We start from the raw sequence: 25,420 nt of genomic DNA, 5'->3' as shown, positions 1-25,420 counted from the left end.
CCAGTCCTCCGCCGGCCCGGCACCACCGAGGTCAGGGCTTGACGGCAAGGACGGGCCGGTCGGCGTCGAGCAGGATGCGCTGCGCCGCGCTGCCCATGATCAGCTTGCCGACCGGTGAGCGGCGGCGCAGACCGATCACGATCACCGAGGCGTCGATCGCGTCGGCGACGCGCACGACCTCGTCGGCGAGGTCCCCGGCGTGTGCGTTCTGGCGGATCTCGACGTCGACACCGGCCGCGGTCGCACGCTCGACCAGAGCCGCGACCGTGACTTCGCTCGCGACGTCCACGCTGACCGGCGCACCCTCGCGCGGGGTGTTGAGGACCAGCAGCGGTTCCTGGCGGCGTCCGGCCTCCTCGACGGCCGCCGTGAAGGCCGCGTCTCCTTCGGGCGTGGGGACGTAGGCGACGAGAACGGTCACACCAACTCCTTGTTGTCGTGGGGTGCGGTGTCGGGGTGGGACGTCGCCCGCCGGCTGGTGAGGGCGGCCCGGATCGGCGGCAGCAGGGCCACGAGCAGGAACACGACGAGCAGGGTCCCGGCGATCGGCCTGGTGAAGAAGCCGGTCGCGTCGCCGTCGAAGATCAGCAGTGAGCGGCGCAGCGAGTCCTCCAGCAGCGAGCCCAGCACGAAGGCCAGCACCAGCGGGCCCGGGTCGAAGCCGAACTTCTTCATCAGGTAGCCGAGGGCACCGAAGACGATCACCAGCACGATGTCGAAGACGTCGTTGTTCACGGTGTAGACGCCGACCAGCGTGATCAGCACAGTGACGGGCGCGAGGATGGTGGCCCGCACCCGCAGGATCTTCACGAAGAGGCCGACCAGCGGGATGCTCATGATCAGCAACAGGATGTTGCCGATGTACATCGAGTTGACCACGCCCCAGAAGAGCTCGGGCTCCTGGCTGACCAGCTGAGGGCCGGGGCTCACGCCCTGGATCAGCAGCGCACCGAAGATGACCGCCATCGTCGCGTTGGCGGGGATGCCGAGGGTCAGCAGCGGGATGAACGACGACGTCGCGGCCGCGTTGTTCGCCGTCTCCGGGGCGGCGACCCCCTCGATGGCACCCTTGCCGAACCGTTCGGGGTTCTTCGACCGACGCTTCTCCAGCGCGTAGGCGGCCAGGGAGGACAACGTCGCACCGCCGCCAGGCAGAATGCCCAGGACGAAGCCCAGAACGGATCCTCGCCCGATGGCCCCCGACGCCTCCCGCAGGTCCGCGCGCGACGGCCACACGTTGGCCACCATGGTGGGAGCCTGCACCGCCCGGTGGCGCTCCTCGAGGTTGTAGAGGATCTCGCCGAGGCCGAAGAGCCCCATGGCGATCGGGACGAAGTCCAGGCCGTCGGCGAGCGACAGGTTGTCGAAGGTGAACCGCTCGGCACCGGTGAAGCTGTCCCGGCCGACCGTGGCCAGCAGCAGGCCGATGCAGGCGGCGACCACGGCCTTCAACCGTCCGCCGCTGCTCACCGTGGCCACCAGCAGGATGCCGAGCAGGGCCAGGGCCGTGTACTCGGGTGGGCCGAAGTCCAGCGCGAAGCTCGCCACCACCGGCGCGACCAGCGTCAGGGCGATGATCGAGACCGTGCCGCCGATGAACGACCCGACGGCGGCGATGCCGAGGGCGGTGCCGGCCCGGCCCTGGCGGGCCAGCGCGTGGCCGTCGAAGACGGTCACCACCGAGGACGCCTCGCCGGGGAGCCGGAGGAGCACCGAGGTGATGGTGCCGCCGTACTGGGCTCCGTAGAAGATACCGGCGAGCATGATGATCGCGGTCACCGGCTCGATGCCGAAGGTGACCGGAAGCAGGATCGCGATGGTCGCCGCGGGACCGAGGCCGGGCAGGACGCCGATCAGCATGCCGATGACGACACCGATCAGGCAGTACAGCAGGTTCGTCGGTTCGAGTACGACGCCGAAGCCGTCGAGTACTGGGGCGAAGTCCACGGACCCTCCTAGAAGAGGTGCGGGATGGGGACCGAGAGGGCCGCCACGAAGACGAGGTAGAACGCGACCACCATGGCGAGGCTCGTGACGATCGACGTGCGCCAGCCTTCCCGGCCGAGGAACCGCAGCCAGACGAAGGCGAGCAGAGCGGCGGGGATCTCGAATCCGATGATCTCGATGACCGCGACGAACACCACCATGGTGGCCAGGCCGGCGAGGACCAGCCAGCTTGCCCTGGAGAATCGTTCCGCGTCCGACGTCCGCCTGGCCGTGGCGAGGAGACCGAGGCCCAGCACGGCGAGCGCGCCGCTGACCAGCAGCGGCCAGGTGCCGGACTCGGGGCTGCGGGCGGTGCCGAGTCCGAGGCGGGCGGAGCCGACGAGCGCGGCGACACCGAACGCGACGACGGCGGCGGCGGCGAGCACGTTGCTCAGCGGTCCGGCGGCGGGTGGACGGCCCTCGTGTTCGGCCTCCTCGACCCGGTGGAGCGCCTCCTCGAGGCTGAGCCCGTCGAGGCCGGCTTCCCCGACCCGGGGTTCCTCGGCGGCGGTGCTGCCCGCCGGGCCGGCCACCCGAGCCCCCGGGGGGGTGTCCCCGGCGGCCGACCGGCCGCCGGGGCTCCCCGGGGTACGCGCCCCGTCGGGTGCAGAGGTCACTTCGCTCCGCCGAGGTTGATGCCGTGCTTCTCGACCACGCTGCGGTACTTGTCCAGGTTGCCGGTCCACTGCTTGCGCAGCTCCTCGCCGTCGACCTCGTTCGGGGTGAGCTGGTTCTCCTCGTTGAACTTCTTGTACGCGTCGGCCTGGAACGCCTTCTGGAGCGCCGCCCGGAGGCTGTCGATGACCTCCTTCGGCGTGCCCTTCGGGGCGAAGATCGCCCGCGACTGCTGCACCGGCACGTCGTGGCCCGCCTCCACTGCGGTGGGGGTGTCGGGCAGGTACGTCGGCCGCTTCTCGGCGAAGGTCACGATCGGGCTCAGCTTGCCGGCCTTGATCTGCTCGATGGCCTCGCCCAGCTGGATCGAGCCGACGTCCACCTGGCCGCCGAGGACCGCGGTGAGCGTGGGCGAACCGCCGTCGAACGGAACGGCCTTGGCGTCGATGTCGGCCTGCGCGAACAGCAGCTCCTGCGACAGCTGGCTGCCCGTGCCGACACCGGTGGTGCCGAAGGTGATCTGCCGCCCGGCCTTGGCCAGGTCGTCGACGGTCTTGAAACCGGACTTGGGCGCCGTGACGAGCACGTAGTCGTCCTGGCTGATGCCGGTGACGATCTCGTAGTCCGCGATGTCGGGCGCCTGTCCCTGGGCGACGGCCAGCGGCGTGATGTAGGCCAGGCTGCCGTTGTAGACCATCAGGGTGTGCCCGTCGGCCTTCTTGCCGGCCAGCTCCTTGGCGGCCAGGGCGCCGTTCGCCCCGGGCTTGTTCTCCACGGTGACGGGCACGCCGAGGTCGTCGGAGACCTGCTCGGCCAAAGCGCGGGCGATGAGGTCGGTGCTGCCGCCCGGGTCCTGGCCGACGAGAACGGTGATCGGGGAGTCACCCGGGAACTTTGCGTCGTCGCTGGATCCGCCGCCGACGTTGCCGCCGCAGGCGGCGAGCGAGAGGGCCAAGGCCAACCCGGCACCCGCCGTCGCCCACCGGCGCACGCGGTTGATCGTCATGTCGTTCTCCTCTTAGCAGAGCCATGTTTCAGCCGGTGGCGCTGTGAGTGGGGTCACGGACGCCTGGATGACGGGAGCCTAGGGACCTCGGCTCATGCCTGTCCAAATCCAATGCAGCATCAATTGATACCTTCTTGACATGGCGTTCACGCTTGAGCAACTTCGCGGTTTCGTCACAGTGGCCGACGAGCTGCACTTCGGTCGCGCGGCCGCCCGGCTGCAGATGACGCAGCCCCCCTTGAGTCGGCAGATCCAGAAGCTGGAACGGGTGGTCGGGGCCCAGCTGCTGGAGCGGGACAACCGGCGGGTCACCCTCACGGCGGCGGGCACGGCGTTCCTGGTCGAGGCCCGCCGCCTGCTGATTCTCGCCGACTCCGCCCCTGAGCTGGCCCGGCGGGTGTCCTCCGGGGCCAGCGGCGTGGTCCGGATCGGGTTCACGGCCGCCTCCGCGTACGGGGTCCTCGGCGAGCTGCTGAACGACCTGACCCGCGAGCTGCCCGACGTCGACGTCGAGCTGGCCGAGATGGTGACCCGCGAGCAGGTCGCCGGCCTGCTCAAGGAGGAGGTCGATCTCGGGCTGGCCCGCCCACCCTTCGACGAAGAGGCCTTCGGCTCGCGGCCGCTGCACCGCGAGGCGCTGCTCGTCGCCGCGCCGGTCGGTCACCGGCTGCTGGAGCTGGGCCGGCCGGCGACGGCTCCGGACCTGGCGGGCGAGCCGGTGGTCATGCACTCGCCGACCAAGGCGAAGTACTTCTACGACCTGGTCGCCGGCGTCGTGCCGATCGCCGCCGAGAACACCGTGCACACCGTGAGCCAGGTGCTCACCATGCTCTGGCTCGTGGCGGCCGGTCGCGGCGTCGCGTTCGTTCCCGCGTCCGCCGCGCGCCTGCCGATCGAGGGGGTGGGGTTCGTCCGGCTGGAGACACCCACGCCCGAGCCGGTCGAGCTCCACCTGTTGTGGGCCCGGAACTCGAAGAACCCGGCGCTGTGGCGGGCGCTCGCCGCGCTGGAGCAGCGGGTCGCCCCCAACTGATACCTGTCAGGTATCGCTCCATGCGGAAGTGCTCTTGGACATGCATCGTCAACAGTTCTTACCGTGAGCCCGACCACCGTCCGCGCCACCGACCGTCTGCGGCGCGGACCCGCCGGACCCCAAGGACACGATCACCGTGACGCTGCTGCCCCCGGACGTTCTCGCTGACCGGCTGAAGTCCGGCCTGCTCTCCTTCCCGGTCACCCACTTCGACGCCGACCTGCAGTTCGACGAGGCCCGGTACCGCGAGCACCTGGCCTGGCAGGCGAGCTTCGACGTCGCCGGCCTGTTCGCCGCCGGCGGCACGGGTGAGGGATTCTCGCTCAGCTCGGCCGAGATGGACCGGGTCGTCCGGGTCGCCGTCGACGAGGTGGCCGGCAAGGTCCCCGTCATCGCGCCGGCCACCGGCGGCACCGCCGTCTCCATCGCCCAGGCGCAGGCCGCCCAGGCCGCCGGCGCCTCCGGGCTGCTGCTGTTCCCGCCGTACCTGACCGAGGCCAGCCAGAAGGGCCTGGTCGAGCACATCAGTGCCGTGTGCCGGGCGACCGACCTGGGCGTCATCGTCTATAGCCGGGCGAACGCGGTGCTCGCAGACGCCACCGTCGCCGAGCTCGCCGACCGTAACCCCAACCTGATCGGGCTCAAGGACGGCGTGGGCGACATCGAGCAGATGACCCGTACCTACGCCCGGGTCGGCGACCGGCTGATCTACGTCGGCGGACTGCCGACCGCCGAGACGTTCGCGCTGCCGCTGCTCCAGCTCGGGGTGAGCACCTACTCCTCGGCGCTGTACAACTTCCTGCCCGAGTTCGCGCTCCGGTTCTACGCGGCCGTCCGCGCCCAGGACCGGCCGGCGGTCTACCAGATGCTCACCGACTTCGTGATCCCGTACCTGGACATCCGGGACCGGGCGAGGGGGTATGCGGTCTCCATCGTCAAGGCCGGCCTGACCACGGTCGGGCGCGACGGCGGCCGAGTCCGGCCCCCGCTGACGGACCTGACCGAGACCGAGCTCGCCGAGCTGACCACCCTGGTCGAGAAGATCTCCTGACCCTGCTCACCGACACCGAGAGGACGGCGATGACTGGCCGCTCCCCGACCGTTGCCCGTGTCGAGGCGGTGCCCGTCGCGGGGCACGACAGCATGCTGCTCAACCTCAGCGGCGCGCACGGCCCCTTCTTCACCCGCAACATCGCCATCGTCACCGACAGCGAGGGCAGGGTCGGCGTCGGCGAGGTGCCTGGCGGTGAGGCGATCCGCCGCACCATCTCCGACGCCGGTGAGCTGCTCATCGGGCAGCCCGTCGCGCAGTTCGGTCGGCTGCTGCGTACGGTGGCCCACACCTTCGCCGACCGGGACGCCGGCGGGCGGGGCCGGCAGACCTTCGACCTGCGGACGACGATCCACGCGGTGACCGCGCTGGAGTCGGCCCTGCTGGACCTGCTGGGTCAGCACCTCGGCGTGCCGGTGGCGGAGCTCCTCGGCGACGGACAGCAGCGCGACGCCGTCCCGATGCTCGGCTACCTCTTCTACATCGGTGACCGCCGCTCGACCGACCTGCCCTACCTCGCCGAGGCCGAACCGGCCGACGACTGGGAGCGGCTGCGCCGGGAACCGGCGCTGACCCCAGACGCCATCGTGGCGCTGGCCGAGGCGGCGCAGGCCCGGTACGGGTTCACCGACTTCAAGCTCAAGGGCGGCGTGCTGGCCGGCGAGCAGGAGGTCGCCGCGGTCCGCGCCCTCGCCGAGCGGTTCCCGGACGCCCGGATCACGCTCGACCCGAACGGCGGCTGGCTGCTGGCCGAGGCCGTCGAGCTCTGCCGCGACCTGCACGGGGTGCTCGCCTACGCCGAGGACCCGGTCGGAGCCGAGGGCGGGTTCTCCGGGCGCGAGGTCATGGCGGAGTTCCGCCGGGCCACGGGGCTGCCGACGGCCACCAACATGATCGCCACCGACTGGCGCCAGCTGGCCCACGCGGTCCGGTCGAACGCGGTCGACATCCCGCTCGCCGACCCGCACTTCTGGACGATGCGGGGCTCGGTCCGGGTCGCCCAGCTGTGTGCCGACTTCGGCCTCACCTGGGGCTCGCACTCGAACAACCACTTCGACATCTCGCTGGCGATGTTCACCCACGTGGGCGCGGCCGCCCCGGGCGAGATCACCGCCCTCGACACGCACTGGATCTGGCAGGACGGGCAGGCGCTCACCCGTGCGCCCCTGCAGATCCGGGACGGGCGCATCGCCGTCCCCACCGCGCCCGGCCTCGGCGTCGAGCTGGACCGCGACGCCCTGAACGCGGCGCACGAGCTCTACCTGGAGCACGGCCTCGGCGCCCGCGACGACGCCGTGGCGATGCGGTACCTCGTCCCCGGCTGGGTCTTCGACCCCAAGCGCCCCTGCCTGGTCCGCTGACCGCCGCCCCAGGTCCGACAAAGGAGAGACATGACCACCGCCCCTGCAGTCCTCGACCGGATCGAGTCGGTGACCCTCTCTTCGGTGACGCTGCCGCTGCCCACCGGGATCAGTGACGCGAAGGTCCTCACCGGCCGCCAGCGGCCGATGACGGAGGTCACGTTCCTCTTCGCGGAGATCCGTACCGAGGCCGGGTTCGAGGGCGTCGGCTTCAGCTACTCCAAGCGGGCCGGCGGGCCGGCGCAGTTCGCGCACGCCCGGGAGGTCGCCACCGACCTGATCGGCGAGGACCCGAGCGACATCGGCCGGCTGTGGACCAAGCTCGTCTGGTCCGGCGCCTCGGTCGGGCGCAGCGGCGCCGCGACCCAGGCGCTCGCCGCGATCGACGTGGCGCTGTGGGACCTCAAGGCGAAGCGGGCCGGGCTGCCGCTGGCCAAGCTGCTGGGCGCGTACCAGGACTCGGTCCGCTGCTACAACACCTCCGGCGGCTTCCTGCACGAGTCGATCGAGCAGGTGCTGGAGAACGCCAGCCGCACCCTCGAGTCGGGCGTCGGCGGAATCAAGATCAAGGTCGGTCAGCCGGACTCGGCGGAGGACCTTCGCCGGGTCCGCAAGGTGCGGGAGCACCTCGGTGACGCGGTTCCGTTCATGGTGGACGCCAACCAGCAGTGGGACCGGCCGACGGCCATGCGGGTCGGCCGGGCGCTGGAGGAGTTCGGCCTGGCGTGGATCGAGGAGCCGCTGGACGCCTACGACGCGGAGGGCCACGCCCAGCTCGCCCGGTCGCTGGACACCGCGATCGCGACCGGGGAGATGCTGACCAGCGTCGCCGAGCACTACGAGCTGATCCGGGCCGGCGCGGTCGACATCCTTCAGCCCGACGCCCCCCGCATCGGCGGCATCACCCAGTTCCTCAAGCTCGCCACTCTGGCCGACCACAGCAACCTGCAACTGGCGCCGCACTTCGCGATGGAGATCCATGTGCACCTGGCGGCCGCCTACCCGCACGAGCCGTGGGTCGAGCACTTCGACTGGCTGTACCCGTTGTTCAACGAGCGCCTGGAGACCCGCGGCGGCCGCATGTACATCTCGGACCGCCCCGGGCTGGGCATCACCCTGAGCGAGCAGGCCCGCGCCTGGACCGTGGACCGCTTCCACGTCGGCGCGTCCCGCTGAACCACCCCACCCCAGCACTGGAGGAACACCTCATGGCCGCAGTCGTCAGCATCGATCCCCGCACCGGCCAGGTGGTCGAGGAGGTCGCGCAGGAGACGACCACCGCGGAGGTGGACCGCCTCTGCGCGGCCGCCCTCGCCGCGGCCCCCGGTCTGGAGGCGCTCGGCCGCGCCGGGCGGGCGCGACTGCTGCGCACCCTCGCGGACGCGCTGGAGGACCGGCGGGCGGACGTTGTCGCCGTCGCCGACCGCGAGACGGCGCTCGGGCCGGTGCGGCTGAACGGAGAGCTCACCCGCACCTGCTACCAGCTGCGCCTGTTCGCCGAGGTCCTCGACGAGGGCAGCTACGTCGAGGCGGTGATCGACCACGCCGGTGACACCCCGATGGGTCCCCGCCCCGACCTGCGCCGGATGCTCGTGCCGATCGGCCCGGTGGCGGTGTTCGGCGCCAGCAACTTCCCGCTGGCCTTCTCCGTGCCCGGCGGCGACACCGCCTCGGCGCTCGCGGCCGGCTGCCCGGTCATCGTCAAGGCGCACGGGTCCCACCCTGCGACGTCGCAGCTGGTGTTCGACATCCTGGCGGCGGCGGGCGACAAGGCCGGCGCTCCGGCAGGCACGCTGGGCCTCGTCCACGGCGTCCAGGCCGGCGCGGACCTCGTCGCTCACCCTGCGGTCCGGGCCGTGGGCTTCACCGGCTCGGTCACCGGCGGGCGCGCGCTGCTGCAGATCATCGAGCAGCGCCCCGACCCGGTGCCGTTCTTCGGAGAGCTCAGCAGCCTAAACCCGGTCGTTGTGACGCCGCGGGCCGCCGCAGAGCGCGGGCCGACGATCGGCACCGAGCTCGTCGGCTCCTTCACCCTCGGGGGCGGCCAGTTCTGCACCAAGCCCGGCCTGGTCTTCGTGCCTGCCGGCGCCGACGGCGACGCGGTGGTCGGGGCCATGGCCGAGGCGGTTCAGGGGAGCGCCGCTCCGGTACTGCTCAACGAGGGCATCGCCGCCGCGTACGGCCGCACTGCCGGTGGCCTCGCCGACGCTCCGGGCGTCGAGGTGCTGGCCCGCGGCGCCGAGCCGGAGGGAGCCGGCTTCCTGGCCGCTCCGCTCCTGCTCGCGACGTCGGCGCGCGAGCTACCGCAGCAGGTCACCGAGGAATGCTTCGGGCCGGTGTCGGTCGTGGCCCGCTACGCCGGTGAGGACGAGCTGTTCACGGCCCTGGACACGATGCCCTCGTCGCTGACCGCGACCGTGCTGCGCGGCGGGGGCGAGACCGACCTGCCGCTGGCGGTGTCCGAGCAGCTGCGCCCCCGGGCCGGCCGGCTGATCTACGACGCCTATCCCACCGGCGTGGCCGTCTCCTGGGCCCAGCACCACGGTGGGCCGTGGCCGTCGACCAACTCGCAGCACACGTCCGTCGGCACCACCGCGATCCGACGGTTCCTGCGCCCGGTCACCTGGCAGGGGGCGCCCGCCGACCTGCTCCCGCCCGAGCTCACCGACGACTACCGCGCCATCCCGCGACGCATCGACGGCATCCTGGAGCTGCCCCGATGACCACGCGAGCCGCCCGGTTCCCTCCGCAGGGGCCGCCGGCCGTCCTCGCGCTGCCGGCGGACGCATCGCCCGCCGCGGTCGGGTGAGCTGCGCAGCCGCGGGCGCGGCCGGGTGAACGGGGTGGTCGGCGGCTTCGCCGCCCTGGTGGCGGTGATCGCGGTCGGCTGGGTCGTCGGCCGGGCCGGCACGCTGGGTGCCGGCGCCGCGCGCGTGCTGTCGCGGTTGTCCTACTTCGTGGCGACGCCCGCCCTGCTGCTGCTCACGCTCGCGAAGGCCGAACCGGCGGTGCTCCTGTCGGCCGCCCTCGTGGCGACCGCGGGCAGCGCGGTGCTCAGCGCGCTGCTGTACGCGGCGCTGGCCCGGTGGCGCTGGCGGCTGTCGCCGGCCCAGCTGGCCGTCGGTGGCCTCGCCTCCTCCTACGTCAACGCGGGCAACCTGGGCGTCCCCATCTCGGTGTACGTCCTCGGTGACGCGTCGTTCGTGGCCCCGGTGCTGCTGTTCCAGGTACTAGTCATGGCGCCGGTGGGGCTGGCCGTGCTGGCCGGCTCGCAGACGGCGGCCGACGCCCTGCCCCGCTGGCGACTGCTCACCCAGCCGCTCCGCACGCCGGTCGTGGTGGGCTGCGGCCTGGGCGTGCTCGTCGCGGCCACCGGCGTGGACCTGCCGTCGCTGGTGCTGGAGCCGGTCGAGCTCGTCGCCGCGCTCGCGGTTCCCGCGGCGTTGCTGGCGTACGGCATGAGCCTGCACGGCGCGCCGCGCCCCGCGTCCGCCGATGCGGCCCCCCGGGTGTGGCTGGCCGTGGCGCTCAAGACCCTCGCCCAGCCGGCGCTGGCCTACACACTCGGCCGGTGGGCCGCCGGCCTCTCCGGGGTGGCGTTGCTGGCGGTCACCGTCACCTCGGCCCTGCCGACGGCGCAGAACGTCTTCGTCTACGCCTCGTCCTACGACCGGGCCACCGAGCTGGCGCGGGACGTCGTGCTGCTCACCACCGTCCTCTCCGTTCCCGTGCTGGTCGGGATCGCCGTGCTGCTCGCCTGATCGCAATGTCGTATGGGTATCGACCCATGCCGGGCTGGACTTGGACAGGCATCGTCGTGGGTTTCTAGCGTGGGAGGGTCATCGTGTCGAGGAGCGGCCCGAGCGAGGACCGCCAGGAGGTCACCTCCCTGCGCCGGCGGGGTGAGGTCTGGCAGGTGGAGGTCCGCGACGACGGCGGGACGGGGCAGCGCCGGCCTCAAGAAGACCGGGGGCCGCGGCACGATGGTCGGCTTCGGCACCGAGCTCGTCACCTCCGCGGGTGGGTCGCTGGCCGCCCTGCACGACGGACCACGGGAAGGGAGCGGCGGCCTCATGACCGCAGACCTCATCGGCCGGCTCCGGGAGGTGGTCGGGCCCTCCGGCCTGATCAGCGACCCGGGCGAGATGGCCGGCTACCTCACCGACTGGCGCAACGCGTACACGGGAACCGCCGCGGCCGTCGTGCGGCCGGGCAGCACCGAGGAGGTGGCCGGGGTCGTCGCGCTGTGCCGCGAGGCCGGCGTCGCGGTGGTCCCCCAGGGCGGCAACACGGGGCTGTGCGGAGGCGCCATCCCGGACTCATCCGGCCGTCAGGTGGTGCTCTCCCTGACGCGCATGCGACGCATCCGCGACCTCGATGCCGCCAACCAGACCATCACCGTGGAGGCCGGCGCGGTCCTGCAGTCGGTGCAGGAGGCCGCGGCGGCCGCCGGCCGGCTCTTCCCGCTGTCCCTGGGCGCGCAGGGAAGCTGCACGATCGGCGGCAACCTCGCGACCAACGCCGGCGGGACCGGCGTACTCCGCTACGGAACGACGCGTGACCTGACCCTCGGGTTGGAGGTGGTGCTCCCGGACGGGCGAGTCTGGAACGGGCTCCGCGGGCTGCGGAAGGACAACACCGGCTACGACCTCAAGCAACTGTTCATCGGCGCGGAGGGCACGCTGGGGGTGATCACCGCCGCCGTGCTGAAGCTCTTCCCCGCCGTTCGCAGCCGCGCCACGGCGTGGGTGGCCCTGCCGGGCCCGCAGGCCGCGGTCGACCTGATCGGTGTCCTCCGGGGCCTGGCCGGCGACCGGCTGACCGGCTTCGAGATCATGTCCCGGCAGAGCGTCGAGTTGGTGCTGCGCCACTCGTCGGGCGCGCGGGACCCGTTCGGCGACCGCCATCCCTGGTACGCACTCGTGGAGCTGAGCGATTCGCTGCCGGTCGCCGGCCTTGACGGGGTGATCGAGTCTGCGCTCGGGGAGGCGTTCGAGCATGGCCTGGTGGTGGACGCGGTCGTCGCCGCCAACCCGGCGCAGGCCGCCGCGCTGTGGGCGCTGCGCGAGGGCATCTCGGAGGCGCAGAACCACGAGGGCCCCAGCCTCAAGCACGACGTCACCGTGCCGGTGAGTCGCATCCCGGCGTTCGTGGAAGGCACCGACCGGGCGCTCGAGGGGGCCGTCCCGGGCATCCGGATCGTGACGTACGGCCACATCGGCGACGGCAACCTGCACTACAACCTCAGCAAACCGGTGGGCAGCGGCGACGAGGAGTTTCGGGCGCGAGCCGGCGCCCTCGCCCGCGTCATCTACGACTCCACCCGCGCGTTCGACGGCAGCATCAGCGCCGAGCACGGGCTCGGGCAGTCGAAGCGGGGGATCATCGCCGACTACAAGGACAGCCTCGAGCTGGACCTGATGCGAGGGCTCAAGCAGCTGTTCGATCCGCGGGGACTGATGAACCCCGGAAAGCTGCTGTAAGGAGCATCACCCCAATCGGTCCTTCCACCTGTGCGTTGGCTGGGAGTAGCTTCAGCAGGCGATGACCAACGTCTGGCACCTCACCGTGCGCCTGTATGTCGACCTCCGACTGCAGGCCAGCGGCGTCTGTCCGGCGCAGCCTCGTTCCTGACGCTGCCCCCGACCGACCCTCCGACAGACCTTGGACGCATCCTCATGGCTTCCGCCTTGCGCAAGATCCCCTTTTCCGTGCAGATCCTGCTCGGCCTCGTGCTCGGCGTGGCGCTGGGCTTCCTCGCCCGCGCCAACGACCTGACCTGGCTGGCCGGCACCCTCGACACCGTCGGCGGCCTCTTCGTCCAGCTGCTCAAGCTGGCCGTCCCGCCGCTGGTCTTCACCGCCATCGTGGTCAGCGTGGTCAGCCTGCGCGGCGTGGCCAACGCCGCCCGGCTGGCGCTGAAGACCCTGCTCTGGTTCGGCATCACCGCGCTGATCGCGGTGAGCATCGGCATCGGCCTCGGCCTGCTCACCGACCCCGGCAAGGGGGTCACCCTGGACGTCGCCGGCGCCGCCGCACCGAAGAAGACCGGCTCCTGGACCGACTTCCTCACCGGCATCGTGCCCACCAACCCGGTCGGCGCGTTCGTCGAGGGCAACGTGCTCCAGATCGTCTTCCTCGCCCTGGTGGTCGGCGCCGCCGCGCTGCTGGTCGGCCAGGCCGCCGAGCCGTTCGTCGAGTTCAACCGCGCCGTGCTGAGCATCGTGCAGAAGGCGCTCTGGTGGGTGATCCGGCTCGCCCCGATCGGCACCCTCGGCCTGATCGGCCACGCCGTCGCCGCGTACGGCTGGGATCTGGTCGCCCCGCTCGCGAAGTTCACCACCGCCGTCTACGTCGGCTGCGCGATCGTGCTCTTCGTGGTCTACCCGGTGCTGCTGGTCGTCGCCGGCCGGCTCAACCCGCTGCGCTTCTTCGCCGGCGCCTGGCCGGCCATCGAGCTGGCCTTCGTCTCCCGCTCCTCGGTGGGCACCATGCCGGTGACCCAGCGCTCCGTCGAGCGGCTCGGCGTACCCCGCGAGTACGCCTCCTTCGCGGTGCCGTTCGGCGCCACCACGAAGATGGACGGCTGCGCGGCGATCTACCCGGCCCTGGCCGCGATCTTCGTGGCGCAGGTCTTCGGGGTGGACCTGGGCGTGACCGACTACCTGCTGATCGCCTTCGTCTCGGTGGTCGGCTCGGCCGCCACCGCCGGCCTGACCGGCGCGATCGTGATGCTCACCCTGACCCTGAGCACGCTGGGCCTGCCGCTGGCCGGCGCCGGTCTGCTGCTGGCGATCGACCCGATCCTGGACATGATCCGCACCGCCACCAACGTGGCCGGTCAGGCGCTCGTACCGACCATCGTGGCCGCCCGCGAGGGCACCCTCGACCGGGCCGCGTACGAGTCCGCCGGCAAGCGCGAGCTGGTCGACGCCGACGAGACGCGGCCCGCCGACCGGCTGGCTCCCGTCCCGGCCTGAGCAACCTGAAAAGGGAGGGCCCCCGGGCCCTCCCTTTTTCGTGCTTCGAGAGGATCACCGCATGACTGCCCTGTTCACCCCGCTCGCCCTGCGCGGCGTCACCCTGCCCAACCGGGTCGCGATGGCCCCGATGTGCCAGTACAGCGCCGGCCCGGACGGACTGCCGACCGACTGGCACCGGGTCCACCTCGGCTCCCGGGCCGTCGGCGGCGCCGGCCTGATCGTCACCGAGGCCACCGCGGTCGTCCCCGAGGGCCGGATCAGCCCGCAGGACGTCGGCCTCTGGTCCGACGCGCACGTCGACGCCTGGCGCCCGATCACCGCGTTCGTCGCCGCGCAGGGCGCGGTGCCGGCCGTGCAGCTGGCGCATGCCGGGTTCAAGGCCGCCACGCACCGGCCGTGGGCCGAGCGGCGCGGCGGCGTGCCGGACGCCGAGGGCGGCTGGACCCCGGTCGGCCCGGGCACCGAGCCGTTCCTGCCCGACTACCGGCGGCCGACCGCCCTGGACGAGGCCGGGATCGCCGGCGTGGTGGCCGCGTTCGCCACCGCCGCCGGTAGGGCGCTGGACGCCGGCTTTGCCGCGGTGGAGATCCACGCCGCGCACGGCTACCTGCTGCACGAGTTCCTCTCCCCGCTGACCAACCACCGTACGGACGGCTACGGCGGGGACCGCACCGCTCGGATGCGGCTCACCCTGGAGGTGGCCCGGGCGGTACGCGCCGCGGTCGGCGAGTCGGTGCCGGTGCTGACCCGGATTTCGGCCACCGACTGGGTCTCCGGCGGCTGGACCGTCGAGGACAGCGTCGTGCTCGCCGGCGAGCTGGCCGCCGCCGGGGTGGACCTGGTGGACGCCTCCTCCGGCGGCGCCTCGGCCAGCGCGAGCATCCCGGTCGGCCCCGGCTACCAGGTGCCGCTCGCCGCCCGGATCCGCCGCGACGCGGGCGTGCTCACCGGCGCGGTCGGCCTGATCGCCGAGCCGGAGCAGGCCGAGCAGATCGTCGCCGCCGGCGAGGCCGACCTGGTCCTCCTGGGCCGCGAACTCCTCCGCGACCCCTACTGGCCCCGCCGCGCCGCCGCCAAGCTCACCGCCGAACCCCACTGGCCGAACCAGTACACCCGCGCCTTCTGACCCCCCCCGATCGCTGTTGATCATGAGGTTGGCGGGGATAAAGCGGGCAGGCGTCCCCGCTAAACTCATGATCGACGATGCCGGTCAGCCGGTCAGCCGGCCAGGTGGGACCAGTGGGGTTCCAGGTTCCGCCAGGGGCCCTGGGCGGCGACCCCGCCGTCGATCAGGACCACGACGTGGTCGGCGCGGACCAGGGCGGCCCGCTTGGACGTCGAGCCGACCACGGTCACCCCGCGGTCGCGCAGCGCCGCCCAGAGCGCCAGCTCGGTGGTGACGTCCAGCGCGGACGACACGTCGTCGGCGATCAGCAGCTCGGTACGCGGCGCGAGCGCCCGGGCCAGCGCCAGCCGCTGGAGCTGCCCGCCGGACAGCCGGGTGCCCTTGTGCCCGATCAGCAGCCCGAGCCCGCCACCGGCCGCGGCCAGGTCGTGCTCCAGCTGCGCCGTCGACACCGCGTCGGCGGCGTCCACGTCGTGGCCCAGGGCGATGTTGTCGGCCACCGTGCCGGAGAGCACCCGGGGCAGCTGACTGACGTACCCGACCTGGCCCGGGCGGAGGAACAGCTCCGGCTCGGTGACCGGATCGCCGTTCCAGCGCAGCGTGCCGGTGTGGTGCACGATGCCGGCGAGGGCCCGCAGCAGCGAGGACTTGCCGGAGCCGACCGGGCCCACCACCAGCACCAGCTGCCCCCGTTCGACGGTCAGGTCGACGTCCCGGACGGCGAGGGTGCCGTCGGAGTGCAGCGCCCCGAAGCCGGTGAGGTCGAGCCGGCGCAGCGGGTGCCGCGGCGGCGGCTCGGGCGCGGGCGCGGTGCCCGCGGCGAGGTCGACCCCCGGCACCGCCGCGGAATACTCCCCGATTCCGGCCATCGCCACGGTCCGGCGGGTCCACACCCGCGCCGACGGGTAGTGCGAGACCAGCGACGCGGTGGTCCAGGCGAACCAGCGGGCCGCCCCGAGAGTGGAGACCGCCACCAGGGTCGCGCCGGCGGAGAGCCCGCCGGCCAGGTAGAGCGCCCAGGCGCCGATCGGCAGCAGGCCGCTGACCACCGACGGGGTGGACCGCGCCCACACCTGCATGGAGATCTCCCGGCGCTGCCGGTCGCTGCGGACCGTGTCCAGCGTCGCGAGGTGGTCCAGCACCGGGCGGGTGGCGCCGGCGAGCTTCACCGTACGGGCCGCGGACAGCGACGAGACCAGGGCGGTCGCGAACGCAGCCCGGGCCTTCACGGTGCCCCCGGCGGTGCGTTCCAGCCGCGGCCCGAACAGCGTCGCCGCCAGCCCGGAGACCACCATCGTCCCGACGAAGAAGAGCGCCGGCACGAGGCTGCCGGTCACCACGGTCATGGTCACCACGATCGCCACCGAGATGAACTGGTCCATCAGGTTGTCGGCGAGCTGCACCACCCGGTCGGTGTCGCCGCCCTGGGCGACCACCTCGGCCGGGGTGTGCCCGCTGACCCGGCGCGCCCCCGTCTGCCCGTGCACCAGCCGCAGGCTGATCCGCAGCAACTGCCGGATCCACCACTGCGGGAACCACAGGTTGGTCAGGTACGGCAGCGGCAGGACGACCAGCAGCGCGGCCACGATGCCCAGCGCCGGCAGCCAGGGGTCGCCGCCGCCGACCACGTCCGCCCAGAGCCACGGCAGCACCGAGCCGTCCAGGCCGAGCAGGGTCATCACCACGAACAGGCTGACGGAGACCAGGCCGTACCGCGGGTCGTTGGTGCCCAGCCGCAGGATCTCCCGCATGGTCCGCGCGGGCGGCGCCGGGGGCAGCGGCGGCGGGTCCCTCCTCGGTACGACCACCTGGGCCGGCCGGACGGCCTCGACCGGCGCGGCCGCCGGCTCGCCGTCGTCCCACGGCTCGTCGGGCCCGGGCAGCAGGTCCACCCCGCCGCGCCCGACCCCGGTCGCGGCGTACGCGCTGGCGTGGCTGGTCGCCAGCAGCTCGGCAAAGCGTTCCGACTCGCGCAGCGGGCCCGCCTCCAGCACCGCGCCGTCGGCCATCACCACCACCTCGTCGCAGCGGCGCACCGAGGAGAGCCGATGCGCGATGAGGATGCCGATCCGGTCGGCGAGCAGCCGTTCGGTGGCCTGCCGGACCCGGGTCTCGGTGACCGGGTCGAGCCGGGCGGTGGCCTCGTCGAGGATCACCACGTGCGGGTCGCGGACCAGGATCCGGGCGAACGCCACGAGCTGCTCCTGCCCGGCGGAGAGCACGTGCCCGCCCTCGCCGAGCTTCGTGTCCACGCCGTCGGGGAGTTCGGCGATCCAGCCGGCCAGCCCCAGCTCCGCCAGCGCCCGGGCGGCGTCGTCGAGCAGGTCGGGGTCGAAGAGGGCGACGTTCTCGGCGAGGGTGCCGGCCAGGATCTCGGTGCGCTGGGGCACCACCGCGATCCACCGGCGCAGCGCCTCGACGTCCAGGTCCACCAGGTCGGTGTCGCCGAGGAAGACCGTGCCGCGCGGCACGTCCACCGCCCGGGTGAGCACCTTGGCCAGCGTGGACTTGCCCGATCCGGTCCGCCCGACCAGGGCGTACGACCGGCCGCGGGCGAAGGTGAGCCGGATGTCGCGCAGCGCCGGCCCCCGCTCGTCCCCGCCGGACGGGTAGCGGAAGGTGAGCCCGCGCACGGTCAGGTCACCGTCGGCCGGGGTGGTCCCGCCGACGGGTTCCTGCCGTGCGCCGGCGAGCAGTTGCACCCGGGCCCAGGCGCCGAGCGCCTGCTGGAGGTGCGGCACCCAGCGGGCGATGTGCTCGACGGTGGCGCCGAACGCGAGGGCGAGCAGCCAGATCGCGGTGAGCCGGGCACCGTCGATCCGCTCGGTGGCCAGCGCCCAGGCGCCGGAGAGGACCACCGCGGCGATGCCGATCCGGACGGCGCCGGCGGCGAGGGCGGTGACCCGGGCGGACAGCCGGAACACCCGGCCGCCCCGGGCGATCACCTCGGCGGCCCGCCGGGCGTAGAGGCGCAGCACGTACGGGCGGGCCAGGCTGGTCCGGACGTCGTCCTGGCCGTGCACCGCCTCCTCCATCACCGCGGCGAGGTCCGACCAGGCCTCCTCCTCGGCCATCCGGGCCGGGGCGATCCGCCCGGTGGGGCGGCGCAGCAGCACGCCGAGCAGGGCGGTCAGCACGACCATCCCGACGCCCGCCGGCCACCAGACGATCAGCGCGCTCGCGGTGGCGAGCAGGCACACGGCGAGGCCCTGGACGAGCCGGACGCCGGTGTTCCGCATCTCGGCGGCGACCTGGTAGACGTCGTTGTCGATCCGGTCGAGCAGCTCGCCGACGGGGGTGGTCTCCAGGGTCGGCAGGTCCTGCCCGAGCGCCACCCGGCAGAGCCGGCGGCGGACGTCGGCGGACCAGTCGGCGGTCAGCCCGGCCATCAGCAGTCCGATGGCGAGGTCGGTGAGCACGGCGGCGACCAGCGCCACGGCCAGGGCCGCGAACCAGCCGGCCGAGCGGTGCACCAGCACCGGCCCGGCCAGCGCCGAGGCGGCGGCCTGGCCGCCGGCGCCGAGCAGGATCAGCAGGACGACGACCGCCATCCGGCGCGGTGCGGTGGCCCAGAGATCACGGAGCAGGCGCATGGGACGGTCCTCCGGACTCGGGTGGGCGGGGCGGTGACCCCAGCCTCGTCGTCCGGCCGCGACCGCTCAACGCATTTACGCCGGCGGCAGACGTCCCCGGCTCAGGTCTGGGCGACCCGGCGGACAATGCCGAGCAGCGCCTCCTGCACCTCCTCGATCGGCCGTTCCGGCTGGAACACCAGCCAGTCCACGGCCACCACCAGCCCGACGCCGAACAGCGCCGAGCTGGCCATGCGTACGTCCAGGTCGGCGGGGAGGTCGCCGCTGGCCACCCCGGCCCGGACGGTCTCGGCGATCACCTCGATGGCCTCGCCGCGCAGCAGCCGCAGGGTCTGCTGCCACTCCCGGTTGGTCCGCCACATCTCCGAGAGCAGGAGCTGGGCGAACGCCCGGTACCGGCGGATGTACTCCAGCTCGGCGCGGACCAGGGCGGCGAGCGCCTCGCGGGGCGGCAGCCCGGCGACCGCCGCCCGGAATTCGGCGGTGAGCAGCCCGATGCCGTGCCGCAGCAGCTCCTCGAAGAGCACCGTCTTGGACTCGAAGTTGTAGTAAACGGTCCCCTTCGCCACCCCGGCCCGGGCCGCGATGTCGTCCACGGTGGTGGCCGAGAAGCCCTGCTCGGCGATGAGCTCCACCGCCGCCACGAAGAGGCGCTGGCGGGTGTCCTCCCGCCGCCGCGACCGTCCGTCCGCCACTCGCCCTCCCCGTCGACCACCCCGGCCCGCGCCGGTGGGCCGGCCCGTGCCGGAGCCCCGGGTCACCGCCGTCCGGCCCATCAGCCATCCTCACATGGTCAGTTCGGGGTGCAGCTTGGCCGGGGTGAGCCGGCGGGACCGGCGCGTCGCGCCGACGGTGAGCGCGAGGGCGCCCACCCCGAACGCGACGAGCACGGCCGCCCCGGTGAGCACCGGCCCGGCGGGCCCGCCGTTGATGGTGTGCCGGAGCCCGGCCACCACGTAGGTCATCGGCAGCCAGGGGTGGATCGCCTGGAAGAACCCGGGCGAGGTCTGCACCGGGTAGGTGCCGCCGGACGAGGTGAGCTGGAGCATCAGCAGGGCCAGCGCGGCGAGCCGGCCGGCCGGGCCGAGCGCCGCGCCGAGCAGCTGCATGATCGCGGTGAAGGCGAGTGAGGTCAGCGCCAGCAGGCCGAGGGTGGCCGCCCCGTGCACCGGGTCGAGGCCGAGCACCAGGGTGACCACGGCGAAGAGCACCCCGGCCTGGGCCAGCCCGATCGCCGCGGCGGGCAGCCAGCCGGCGAGCGCGACCCGCCAGCCGGGCGCGCCGGACATCACGTGCCGCCGGTTGACGGGCCGGAGCAGCATGTACGTGATCATCGCGCCGACCCAGAGCGCCAGGGCGAGGAAGTACGGGGCGAACCCCACGCCGTACGAGCCGGCCGGATTGTGCGACTTCCGGATCAGCCCGACCGGGTCGCCGAGCACGTCGGAGCGGCTGTCCGCGTCGTGGTACCCGGGCAGCTTCTTCTCCCCGGCGGCCAGCCCGTCGGCGAGGTCGCCGGCGCCGCCCTCCAGCTTGGTCAGCCCGTCCGCGAGCCGGTCGCTGCCGCTGCTGAGCTGGGCCAGCCCGCCGTCGAGCTGGCGGGCGCCGGTGGCGAGCCGGTACAGCCCGCCGCGGAGCTGGTCCGCGCCGTTCGCCGCCCCGCCCAGTCCGTCGCGCAGCTTGGCGCTGCCGTCGGCGAGGGTGGTGAGCCCGTCGGCGAGCTGGTCGACCTTGGCGCGGGCGGCGGCCACGTCGTCGGCGAGGTGCGGGGCCGCGGCGGCGACCTCGCGGGCGGTGGCGGCGACCTCGGTCATCTGCTTCCGCAGCGCCGCCAGGTCGGTCTTGTCGAGGGCGGCGGCCATCGCCTTGGCGGCGGTGACGGCCTTGTCGGCGGCCTGCCGGGCGGCGACGAGGTTCGGCTCGTCGGCCAGCTCGGGGTGGGCCTCGACCAGCGCGTCCAGCCGGTCGCGGACCTGCTCCGCCCGGGTCACCACCTGGTCCGCTTTCGCCGGCAGGGCGTCGATGCCGTCGGCGAGCGCCTGCGCGCCCTCGGCGACTCCGGTGACGGCGCGCTGGATGTCCGCGGCGTTCTTGCGCAGCAGCGGCTCGTACTTGTCGGCGGCCGCGTCCACCCGGGCGGCGGCCGCGCGGGTCCCGGTCGCCGCGCGGTTGGTGCCGTCGGCGATCTGCGCCGCGCCGGTGTAGAGCTGGTCGAGGCCGCCGGCCAGCTTGTCCGCGCCCTGCACGGACCTGTCGAGCCCGCTCGCGAGCTGCCCGGCGCCGTCTTCGGCAGTGCCCAGCCCGTCGGCGATCTTCCCGGCGCCGTCCTCGGAGGCGCCGAGCCCGTCGTGGATCTTCCCGGCGCCGTCGGCGGCGCGGCCGGTCTCCGCCTTGGCATCGGTGAACCCGATCAGCATCTTGTCGAAGTACGACGCGGCGGTGCTCTCCGCGGCGGCGGCCCGGATCTCGCTGAACGCGGAGCGGGCGAGCAGCCCGGACAGGTAGTTGGTGGCGTCGTCGTTGACCACCTTCAGCTCGCCCCGGCGGGCCGGCCGGTCCGGCTCGGGGCTGGCCGCCAGGGTGGCGGAGAAGTCCGCCGGGATGGCGAAGACCAGGTGGTAGCGGCCGCTGCGCAGGCCGGCGGCGGCGTCGTCGGAGTCGGTGACGGTCCAGCCGAAGACCTTGCGGTCGAGCAGTTCGTCGGTCAGGTCCCGGCCGGCGTGCACCTCGGTGCCGTCGCCGGCCTTGGCCGGCCGGTCGGCGTTGACCAGGGCGACCGGGATGCGGTCCAGGTTCCCGTACGGGTCCCAGAAGGCATAGAGGTAGAGGGCGCCGTAGAGCAGCGGGATGACGGTGAGGACGGCGAGCGCGGCGCGCGGCAGCCGGCCCCGGGTCATCCGGCGCAGCTCGAAGAGCGCGAGTCGAACGACACTCATGCGGTCACCTCGGGGGTCTGGTCCTGGGCCGCCCGGGGGGCGACGAGGGCGGCCGGGGGCAGGGACAACTCGGTGCGGGCGGGCAGGGTCGGGTCGCCGATCCGGTGGGTGATCGCGGCGGTGCCGGGCTCGACGGCGCGGGCGCTGGCGATGACGGCGTACCCCTGGTCGGCGAGGCGGGACAGGGCGGCCCAGATCCACTGCCGCTCGGGGGCGTCGGATCCGGCGTCCACGTCGTCGGCCACGATCAGGTTGGGGCCGCTCAGGCTGGCCAGCACCAGGCCGAGCACCTGACGCTCGACGGGGGTGAGGTCGCGGCCGTACCGGTCGGGGTCGAGCGGGGTGTCGGTGAAGCCCGCGCCGGCGATGGCGGCGGCGAAGGCGTCCCGCCGGTACGCCCGGCGGGCCCGGACGGCGGCGACCGGCACCAGCTGCCGGCGGCGGCGCGGCACCGGCCCGAGCAGCAGCAGCCGCTCCTGGATGTGCTCGGCCACGGTCAGCGTCGGGTCGGGTTCGTGCACCCCGGCGACCTGACCGAGCGCGGCCGGTCCGCGCCGGCGCAGCTCCCCGTGGGTGTGCGGGAAGCGGCCGGCCAGGGCGAGCAGCAGGGAGGTACGCCCGCTGCCGGGCGGCCCGGTCACCGCGTGCAGCTCGCCGGATTCGGCGGTGAGGTCGACGTCCCGGTACATCCAGCCTCGGCGGGTCCGCAGCCCCAGCCCGCTGGCCTCGACGATCTTCATCGTCCCATCCCGACCTCGTTGAACTGACTAGTCAGTATAAAAACATGGTCAGCATAGCCTCCAACGTCCGGTTCGAGGCCAGTCAGCGGGACGTGATCCCGGCCATGCCCGGCCGGACGCCGCTCAGAAGAGCACGGTGGCGAGCGTGCCGACCGGCCGGAAGCCGCAGCGCTCGTAGACCCGGCGGGCGGGCAGGTTGAAGTCGTTGACGTAAAGGCTGACCGTCGGCGCGACCCGGATCAACGCGTCCCGGACCACCGCCGCCATCGCCGCGGTGGCGATCCCCCGACCCCGCCACTCCGGCGCGACCCAGACCCCCTGGACCTGGGCGGTCCGCCGGGTCACCACGGCCAGCTCGGCCTTGAAGACCACCTTGCCGTCGACGAACCGGGCGTAGGCGCGGCCCGCGCGGACCAGGTCGGCCACCCGCCGCCGGTAGCCGCGCCCGCCGTCCTCGGCCAGCGGCGAGACCCCGACCTCCTCGGTGTACATGGCCACCGCCGCCGGGAAGAGCCGGTCGATCTCGCCCCCGCGCACCCGCCGCACCTCCGGGTCGCCCACCACCGCGGGCAGCGCGTCCGTGGCCAGCAGCGGCTGGTTGGGGCGTACGTCCCGGGCCGGCCCCCACTGCCCGGAAAGACGGTCCCAGAGGCCGAGCACCGCGTCCGCCCGCCCGACGATCGACGAGCAGAGCCGCTCCTCGGTGCCGAGCTGCTCGGCGAAGGCCGCGACCGCCGACTCGGTGGCGAGCACCGGGGTCAGGTTGCCGCCCAGCCAGCAGATCGACTCCAGGTTGCGCCGGGCGCCGTAGCCGAGGATCCGGCCGTCGGCCCGCCACCAGGCCAGCCCGCGGGCGGCGACCCGCTCGGCCACCTGCGCGCCCGCGAACGGATCGAGGTCGAGCAGCCGCTCGACCGCGCGGCGCTCCGATTCCCCCAGTTGACGTACCGGCACCGTCAGCACGGTTACCAGCCTGCCAGATCGGCCCGGTGGCGCGCGGGTCGACCTGAGGACCCGCTCAGCCAACCGGGACCGGCGCGGGCGCCGGCTCGGCCGGGCGGGACCGCCGCGCCCACCCCACGACGGGCGGCACCAGCAGCCCGAGCAGGAGGAACAGCGCGCCCAGCAGCAGCCAGCCCGGCACTCCCCAGCCGACCGCCAGGGTGGTGACCACCACCGGGGCGACCATCCCGCCGAGCTGCATGCCCATCCCGTACGCGCCCTGGTACTGCCCCTGCGCGTGGGCCGGGGCCAGGCCGAAGGAGATCCCCCAGCCCGCCGCCGCGTGCCACAGCTCGCCGATGACGTGCACGAACGCCCCGGCCAGCAGCAGCGCCACCGCGGCCGCGGCCGACACGCCCCCACTGGCGGCGAAGAGCCCGCAGGCGACCGCGATGACCGCGCCGGCCCGGCGGGCGGCCCGGGCCGCCCCGGCCAGGTCCTCGGTGCCGCGCGAGGCGCGGACCTGGAAGAGCACCACGATGACGGTGTTGACCAGCATGCAGCCCGAGACGAGCCAGTCCGGGGCGGCGGTGTGATCGGCGATCCAGAGCGGCAGGGCGATGTTGATCAGCCCGAAGTGCATCGAGAGCAGCCCGTCGAGGACGGTGAAGGCCAGGAAGGGGCGGTCGCGCAGGGCGATCAGCCGTGGCCCGTGCGTGGGCGCGGGGACCGGCGGTACGGCCGGCAGCCGGAGCAGGATCGCCGCCGCGAGCAGGTACGTCACGCAGTCGAGCAGGATCAGGGTCACGTACCCGGCCCGGCTGTCCGCGGCGAGACCGAAGCCGGCGACCACGGCGCCGACCGAGATCCCGACGTTGGTGACGGCCCGCAGCCAGGCCCGGGTACGCACCCGCTGGTCGGCGGGGACGGCCCCGGCGATCAGCGCGCCCCGCGCGCCCCGGCTGGCCGCGTCGGCGACCGCCATCAGCATGCCGACGACGAGGAAGGCCGGGAAGGACCGGACGGCGACCAGGGCGGCGGTGAAGGCGCCGGAGGCGAGCAGCGCGGCGAGCTGGATGCCGCGCGGGCCGTACCGGTCGGCGAGGTAGCCCATCGGGGTGCTGGCCACCAGGCTGACCAGCGCGGTAACGGTGAGGCCGAGGCCGACCTGGGCCACGGTCAGGCCGACCGAACGGGTCAGGAAGAGCGCGCTGACGGTCAGCCAGGTGCCCCGGCCGACGGTGTTGACCAGGGTGGAGAGGGCGAGGGTCCGGGCCGGGCCCGGTTCGGGAAGCAGGCGCACGTCGGCAGCTTAGCAAGACGTACGTACGGTTTGCGATCCTGCCCCGAATTCGTCTTGTCGTCGATGCGTTGCCGATATATCGTCGATGCATCAGCGACACTACGACGATGGGAGAGTCCGATGGGATTCCACGGACGGATGCACGCGATGCACGAGGCCCGGATGCGCGGCTTCGGCTTCCCCCCGTTCCCGCCCGGCCCGCCGTTCCCCCCGGGACCGCACGGTCACGGCGGGCGGGGCGGCCGGGGCGGTCGGGGCCGGGGGCGGCGGCCCAACGTGCGGGGCGCCGTGCTGGCCCTGCTCACCGAGCGGCCGATGCACGGCTACGAGATGATCCAGGAGATCGACTCCCGCACCGGCGGGGCCTGGCGACCCAGCCCCGGCTCGATCTACCCCACCCTCCAACTGCTGGAGGACGAGGGCGTCATCGTCGCCACCGACGGGTCGGGCGGCGGGCGCAAGCGGTTCGACCTCACCGACCAGGGGCGCGCGGAGGCCACCGAGGCGGCGCAGACCCCGCCCTGGGGGGAGTTCGCCGAGAACACGGTCAACAGCTGGCACGACATCCGGGACGCCGGCGCGCAGGCCATGAACGCGCTGCGCCAGGTGATGATGACCGGCACCGACGACCAGCGCGAACGGGCCGCCCAGGTGCTCGACGAGACCCGCCGCAAGCTCTACGCCATCCTCGCCGAATCCGAGTGACCACCGACCCACGTACGCGCAGAGGGCGGCCCTCCCCGAC

The 25,420-nt window shown here is 73.5% G+C and carries 20 protein-coding genes; 10 read left to right on the top strand and 10 right to left on the bottom strand.

The window, feature by feature from the left end:
- Positions 1-31: 31 nt before the first annotated feature.
- Genes ACFOYX_RS23195 through ACFOYX_RS23180 form a run of 4 tightly spaced genes read right to left on the bottom strand, consistent with a single transcriptional unit; the run spans position 32 to position 3,607 of the window.
- Entirely contained in the window at positions 32-421 is a 390-nt protein-coding gene (locus tag ACFOYX_RS23195) for a universal stress protein (protein ID WP_322440750.1), read from the bottom strand.
- Positions 418-1,947 (bottom strand): tripartite tricarboxylate transporter permease, encoded by a 1,530-nt coding sequence (locus ACFOYX_RS23190; protein ID WP_322440751.1) that lies wholly within the window; start codon positions 1,945-1,947, stop codon positions 418-420. Before ACFOYX_RS23190 ends, ACFOYX_RS23195 begins: the two co-directional genes overlap by 4 nt.
- Positions 1,948-1,955: 8 nt before the next feature.
- Positions 1,956-2,603, bottom strand: a complete 648-nt coding sequence (locus tag ACFOYX_RS23185) for a tripartite tricarboxylate transporter TctB family protein (RefSeq protein ID WP_322440752.1) — start codon at positions 2,601-2,603, stop codon at positions 1,956-1,958.
- The gene (locus ACFOYX_RS23180; protein WP_322440753.1) at positions 2,600-3,607 is read right to left on the bottom strand and encodes a tripartite tricarboxylate transporter substrate binding protein; all 1,008 of its coding nucleotides are present in this window, start codon (positions 3,605-3,607) and stop codon (positions 2,600-2,602) included. Before ACFOYX_RS23180 ends, ACFOYX_RS23185 begins: the two co-directional genes overlap by 4 nt.
- Before the next feature lie 139 nt (positions 3,608-3,746).
- Between ACFOYX_RS23180 and ACFOYX_RS23175 the strand changes: the two genes are divergently transcribed.
- The 9 genes from ACFOYX_RS23175 (at position 3,747) to ACFOYX_RS23135 (ending at position 15,161) form a co-directional block, all read left to right on the top strand.
- Positions 3,747-4,640 (top strand): LysR family transcriptional regulator, encoded by an 894-nt coding sequence (locus tag ACFOYX_RS23175; protein WP_322440754.1) that lies wholly within the window; start codon positions 3,747-3,749, stop codon positions 4,638-4,640.
- A gap of 136 nt (positions 4,641-4,776) precedes the next feature.
- On the top strand, positions 4,777-5,691 hold the full coding sequence (kdgD, locus tag ACFOYX_RS23170; protein WP_322440755.1) for a 5-dehydro-4-deoxyglucarate dehydratase: 915 nt from the start codon (positions 4,777-4,779) through the stop codon (positions 5,689-5,691).
- A gap of 29 nt (positions 5,692-5,720) precedes the next feature.
- Positions 5,721-7,052, top strand: a complete 1,332-nt coding sequence (locus ACFOYX_RS23165) for an enolase C-terminal domain-like protein (protein ID WP_322440756.1) — start codon at positions 5,721-5,723, stop codon at positions 7,050-7,052.
- A 30-nt stretch (positions 7,053-7,082) separates the two neighbouring features.
- Positions 7,083-8,228, top strand: coding sequence for a mandelate racemase/muconate lactonizing enzyme family protein (locus tag ACFOYX_RS23160; protein ID WP_322440757.1), 1,146 nt, complete (start codon positions 7,083-7,085; stop codon positions 8,226-8,228).
- Between the two features lie 32 nt (positions 8,229-8,260).
- On the top strand, positions 8,261-9,775 hold the full coding sequence (locus ACFOYX_RS23155; RefSeq protein ID WP_322440758.1) for an aldehyde dehydrogenase (NADP(+)): 1,515 nt from the start codon (positions 8,261-8,263) through the stop codon (positions 9,773-9,775).
- Between the two features lie 111 nt (positions 9,776-9,886).
- Positions 9,887-10,813: an AEC family transporter gene (locus tag ACFOYX_RS23150; RefSeq protein WP_322440759.1), complete on the top strand. Its 927-nt coding sequence runs from the start codon at positions 9,887-9,889 to the stop codon at positions 10,811-10,813.
- A gap of 312 nt (positions 10,814-11,125) precedes the next feature.
- Positions 11,126-12,535 carry an FAD-binding oxidoreductase gene (locus ACFOYX_RS23145; RefSeq protein WP_322440760.1) on the top strand — a complete coding sequence of 470 codons (1,410 nt, stop codon included), beginning with the start codon at positions 11,126-11,128 and terminating at the stop codon, positions 12,533-12,535.
- Between the two features lie 207 nt (positions 12,536-12,742).
- Positions 12,743-14,032: a dicarboxylate/amino acid:cation symporter gene (locus ACFOYX_RS23140; RefSeq protein WP_322440819.1), complete on the top strand. Its 1,290-nt coding sequence runs from the start codon at positions 12,743-12,745 to the stop codon at positions 14,030-14,032.
- Positions 14,033-14,093: 61 nt separating this feature from the next.
- Entirely contained in the window at positions 14,094-15,161 is a 1,068-nt protein-coding gene (locus ACFOYX_RS23135) for an NADH:flavin oxidoreductase/NADH oxidase (protein ID WP_322440761.1), read from the top strand.
- A gap of 92 nt (positions 15,162-15,253) precedes the next feature.
- Here ACFOYX_RS23135 and ACFOYX_RS23130 read toward each other — a convergent pair whose 3' ends face one another.
- The 6 genes from ACFOYX_RS23130 to ACFOYX_RS23105 all read right to left on the bottom strand — a co-directional run bounded on the left by ACFOYX_RS23130 (position 15,254) and on the right by ACFOYX_RS23105 (position 24,675).
- Positions 15,254-18,754, bottom strand: coding sequence for an ABC transporter ATP-binding protein/permease (locus ACFOYX_RS23130; protein ID WP_322440762.1), 3,501 nt, complete (start codon positions 18,752-18,754; stop codon positions 15,254-15,256).
- Positions 18,755-18,855: 101 nt separating this feature from the next.
- On the bottom strand, positions 18,856-19,449 hold the full coding sequence (locus tag ACFOYX_RS23125; RefSeq protein WP_109803947.1) for a TetR/AcrR family transcriptional regulator: 594 nt from the start codon (positions 19,447-19,449) through the stop codon (positions 18,856-18,858).
- A gap of 90 nt (positions 19,450-19,539) precedes the next feature.
- Positions 19,540-21,690 carry a YhgE/Pip domain-containing protein gene (locus ACFOYX_RS23120; RefSeq protein WP_322440763.1) on the bottom strand — a complete coding sequence of 717 codons (2,151 nt, stop codon included), beginning with the start codon at positions 21,688-21,690 and terminating at the stop codon, positions 19,540-19,542.
- Positions 21,687-22,430 carry an ATP-binding cassette domain-containing protein gene (locus ACFOYX_RS23115; RefSeq protein WP_322440764.1) on the bottom strand — a complete coding sequence of 248 codons (744 nt, stop codon included), beginning with the start codon at positions 22,428-22,430 and terminating at the stop codon, positions 21,687-21,689. The genes ACFOYX_RS23120 and ACFOYX_RS23115 overlap by 4 nt, the downstream gene beginning before the upstream one ends.
- Before the next feature lie 123 nt (positions 22,431-22,553).
- Positions 22,554-23,393: a GNAT family N-acetyltransferase gene (locus ACFOYX_RS23110; protein WP_322440765.1), complete on the bottom strand. Its 840-nt coding sequence runs from the start codon at positions 23,391-23,393 to the stop codon at positions 22,554-22,556.
- 55 nt (positions 23,394-23,448) lie between these two features.
- On the bottom strand, positions 23,449-24,675 hold the full coding sequence (locus ACFOYX_RS23105; RefSeq protein WP_322440766.1) for an MFS transporter: 1,227 nt from the start codon (positions 24,673-24,675) through the stop codon (positions 23,449-23,451).
- A gap of 120 nt (positions 24,676-24,795) precedes the next feature.
- Here ACFOYX_RS23105 and ACFOYX_RS23100 point away from each other — a divergent pair, with 120 nt between their 5' ends.
- Positions 24,796-25,380 carry a PadR family transcriptional regulator gene (locus ACFOYX_RS23100; protein ID WP_322440767.1) on the top strand — a complete coding sequence of 195 codons (585 nt, stop codon included), beginning with the start codon at positions 24,796-24,798 and terminating at the stop codon, positions 25,378-25,380.
- Positions 25,381-25,420: the final 40 nt, after the last annotated feature.

Origin of the sequence: Micromonospora sp. GCM10011541 (assembly GCF_042650725.1) — a bacterium.
In the GTDB taxonomy this organism is placed as follows: Bacteria; Actinomycetota; Actinomycetes; order Mycobacteriales; family Micromonosporaceae; genus Micromonospora; species Micromonospora sicca.
The sequence above is the reverse complement of the archived record's forward strand: the minus strand, read 5'-3'. Positions and strand labels throughout refer to the sequence as shown.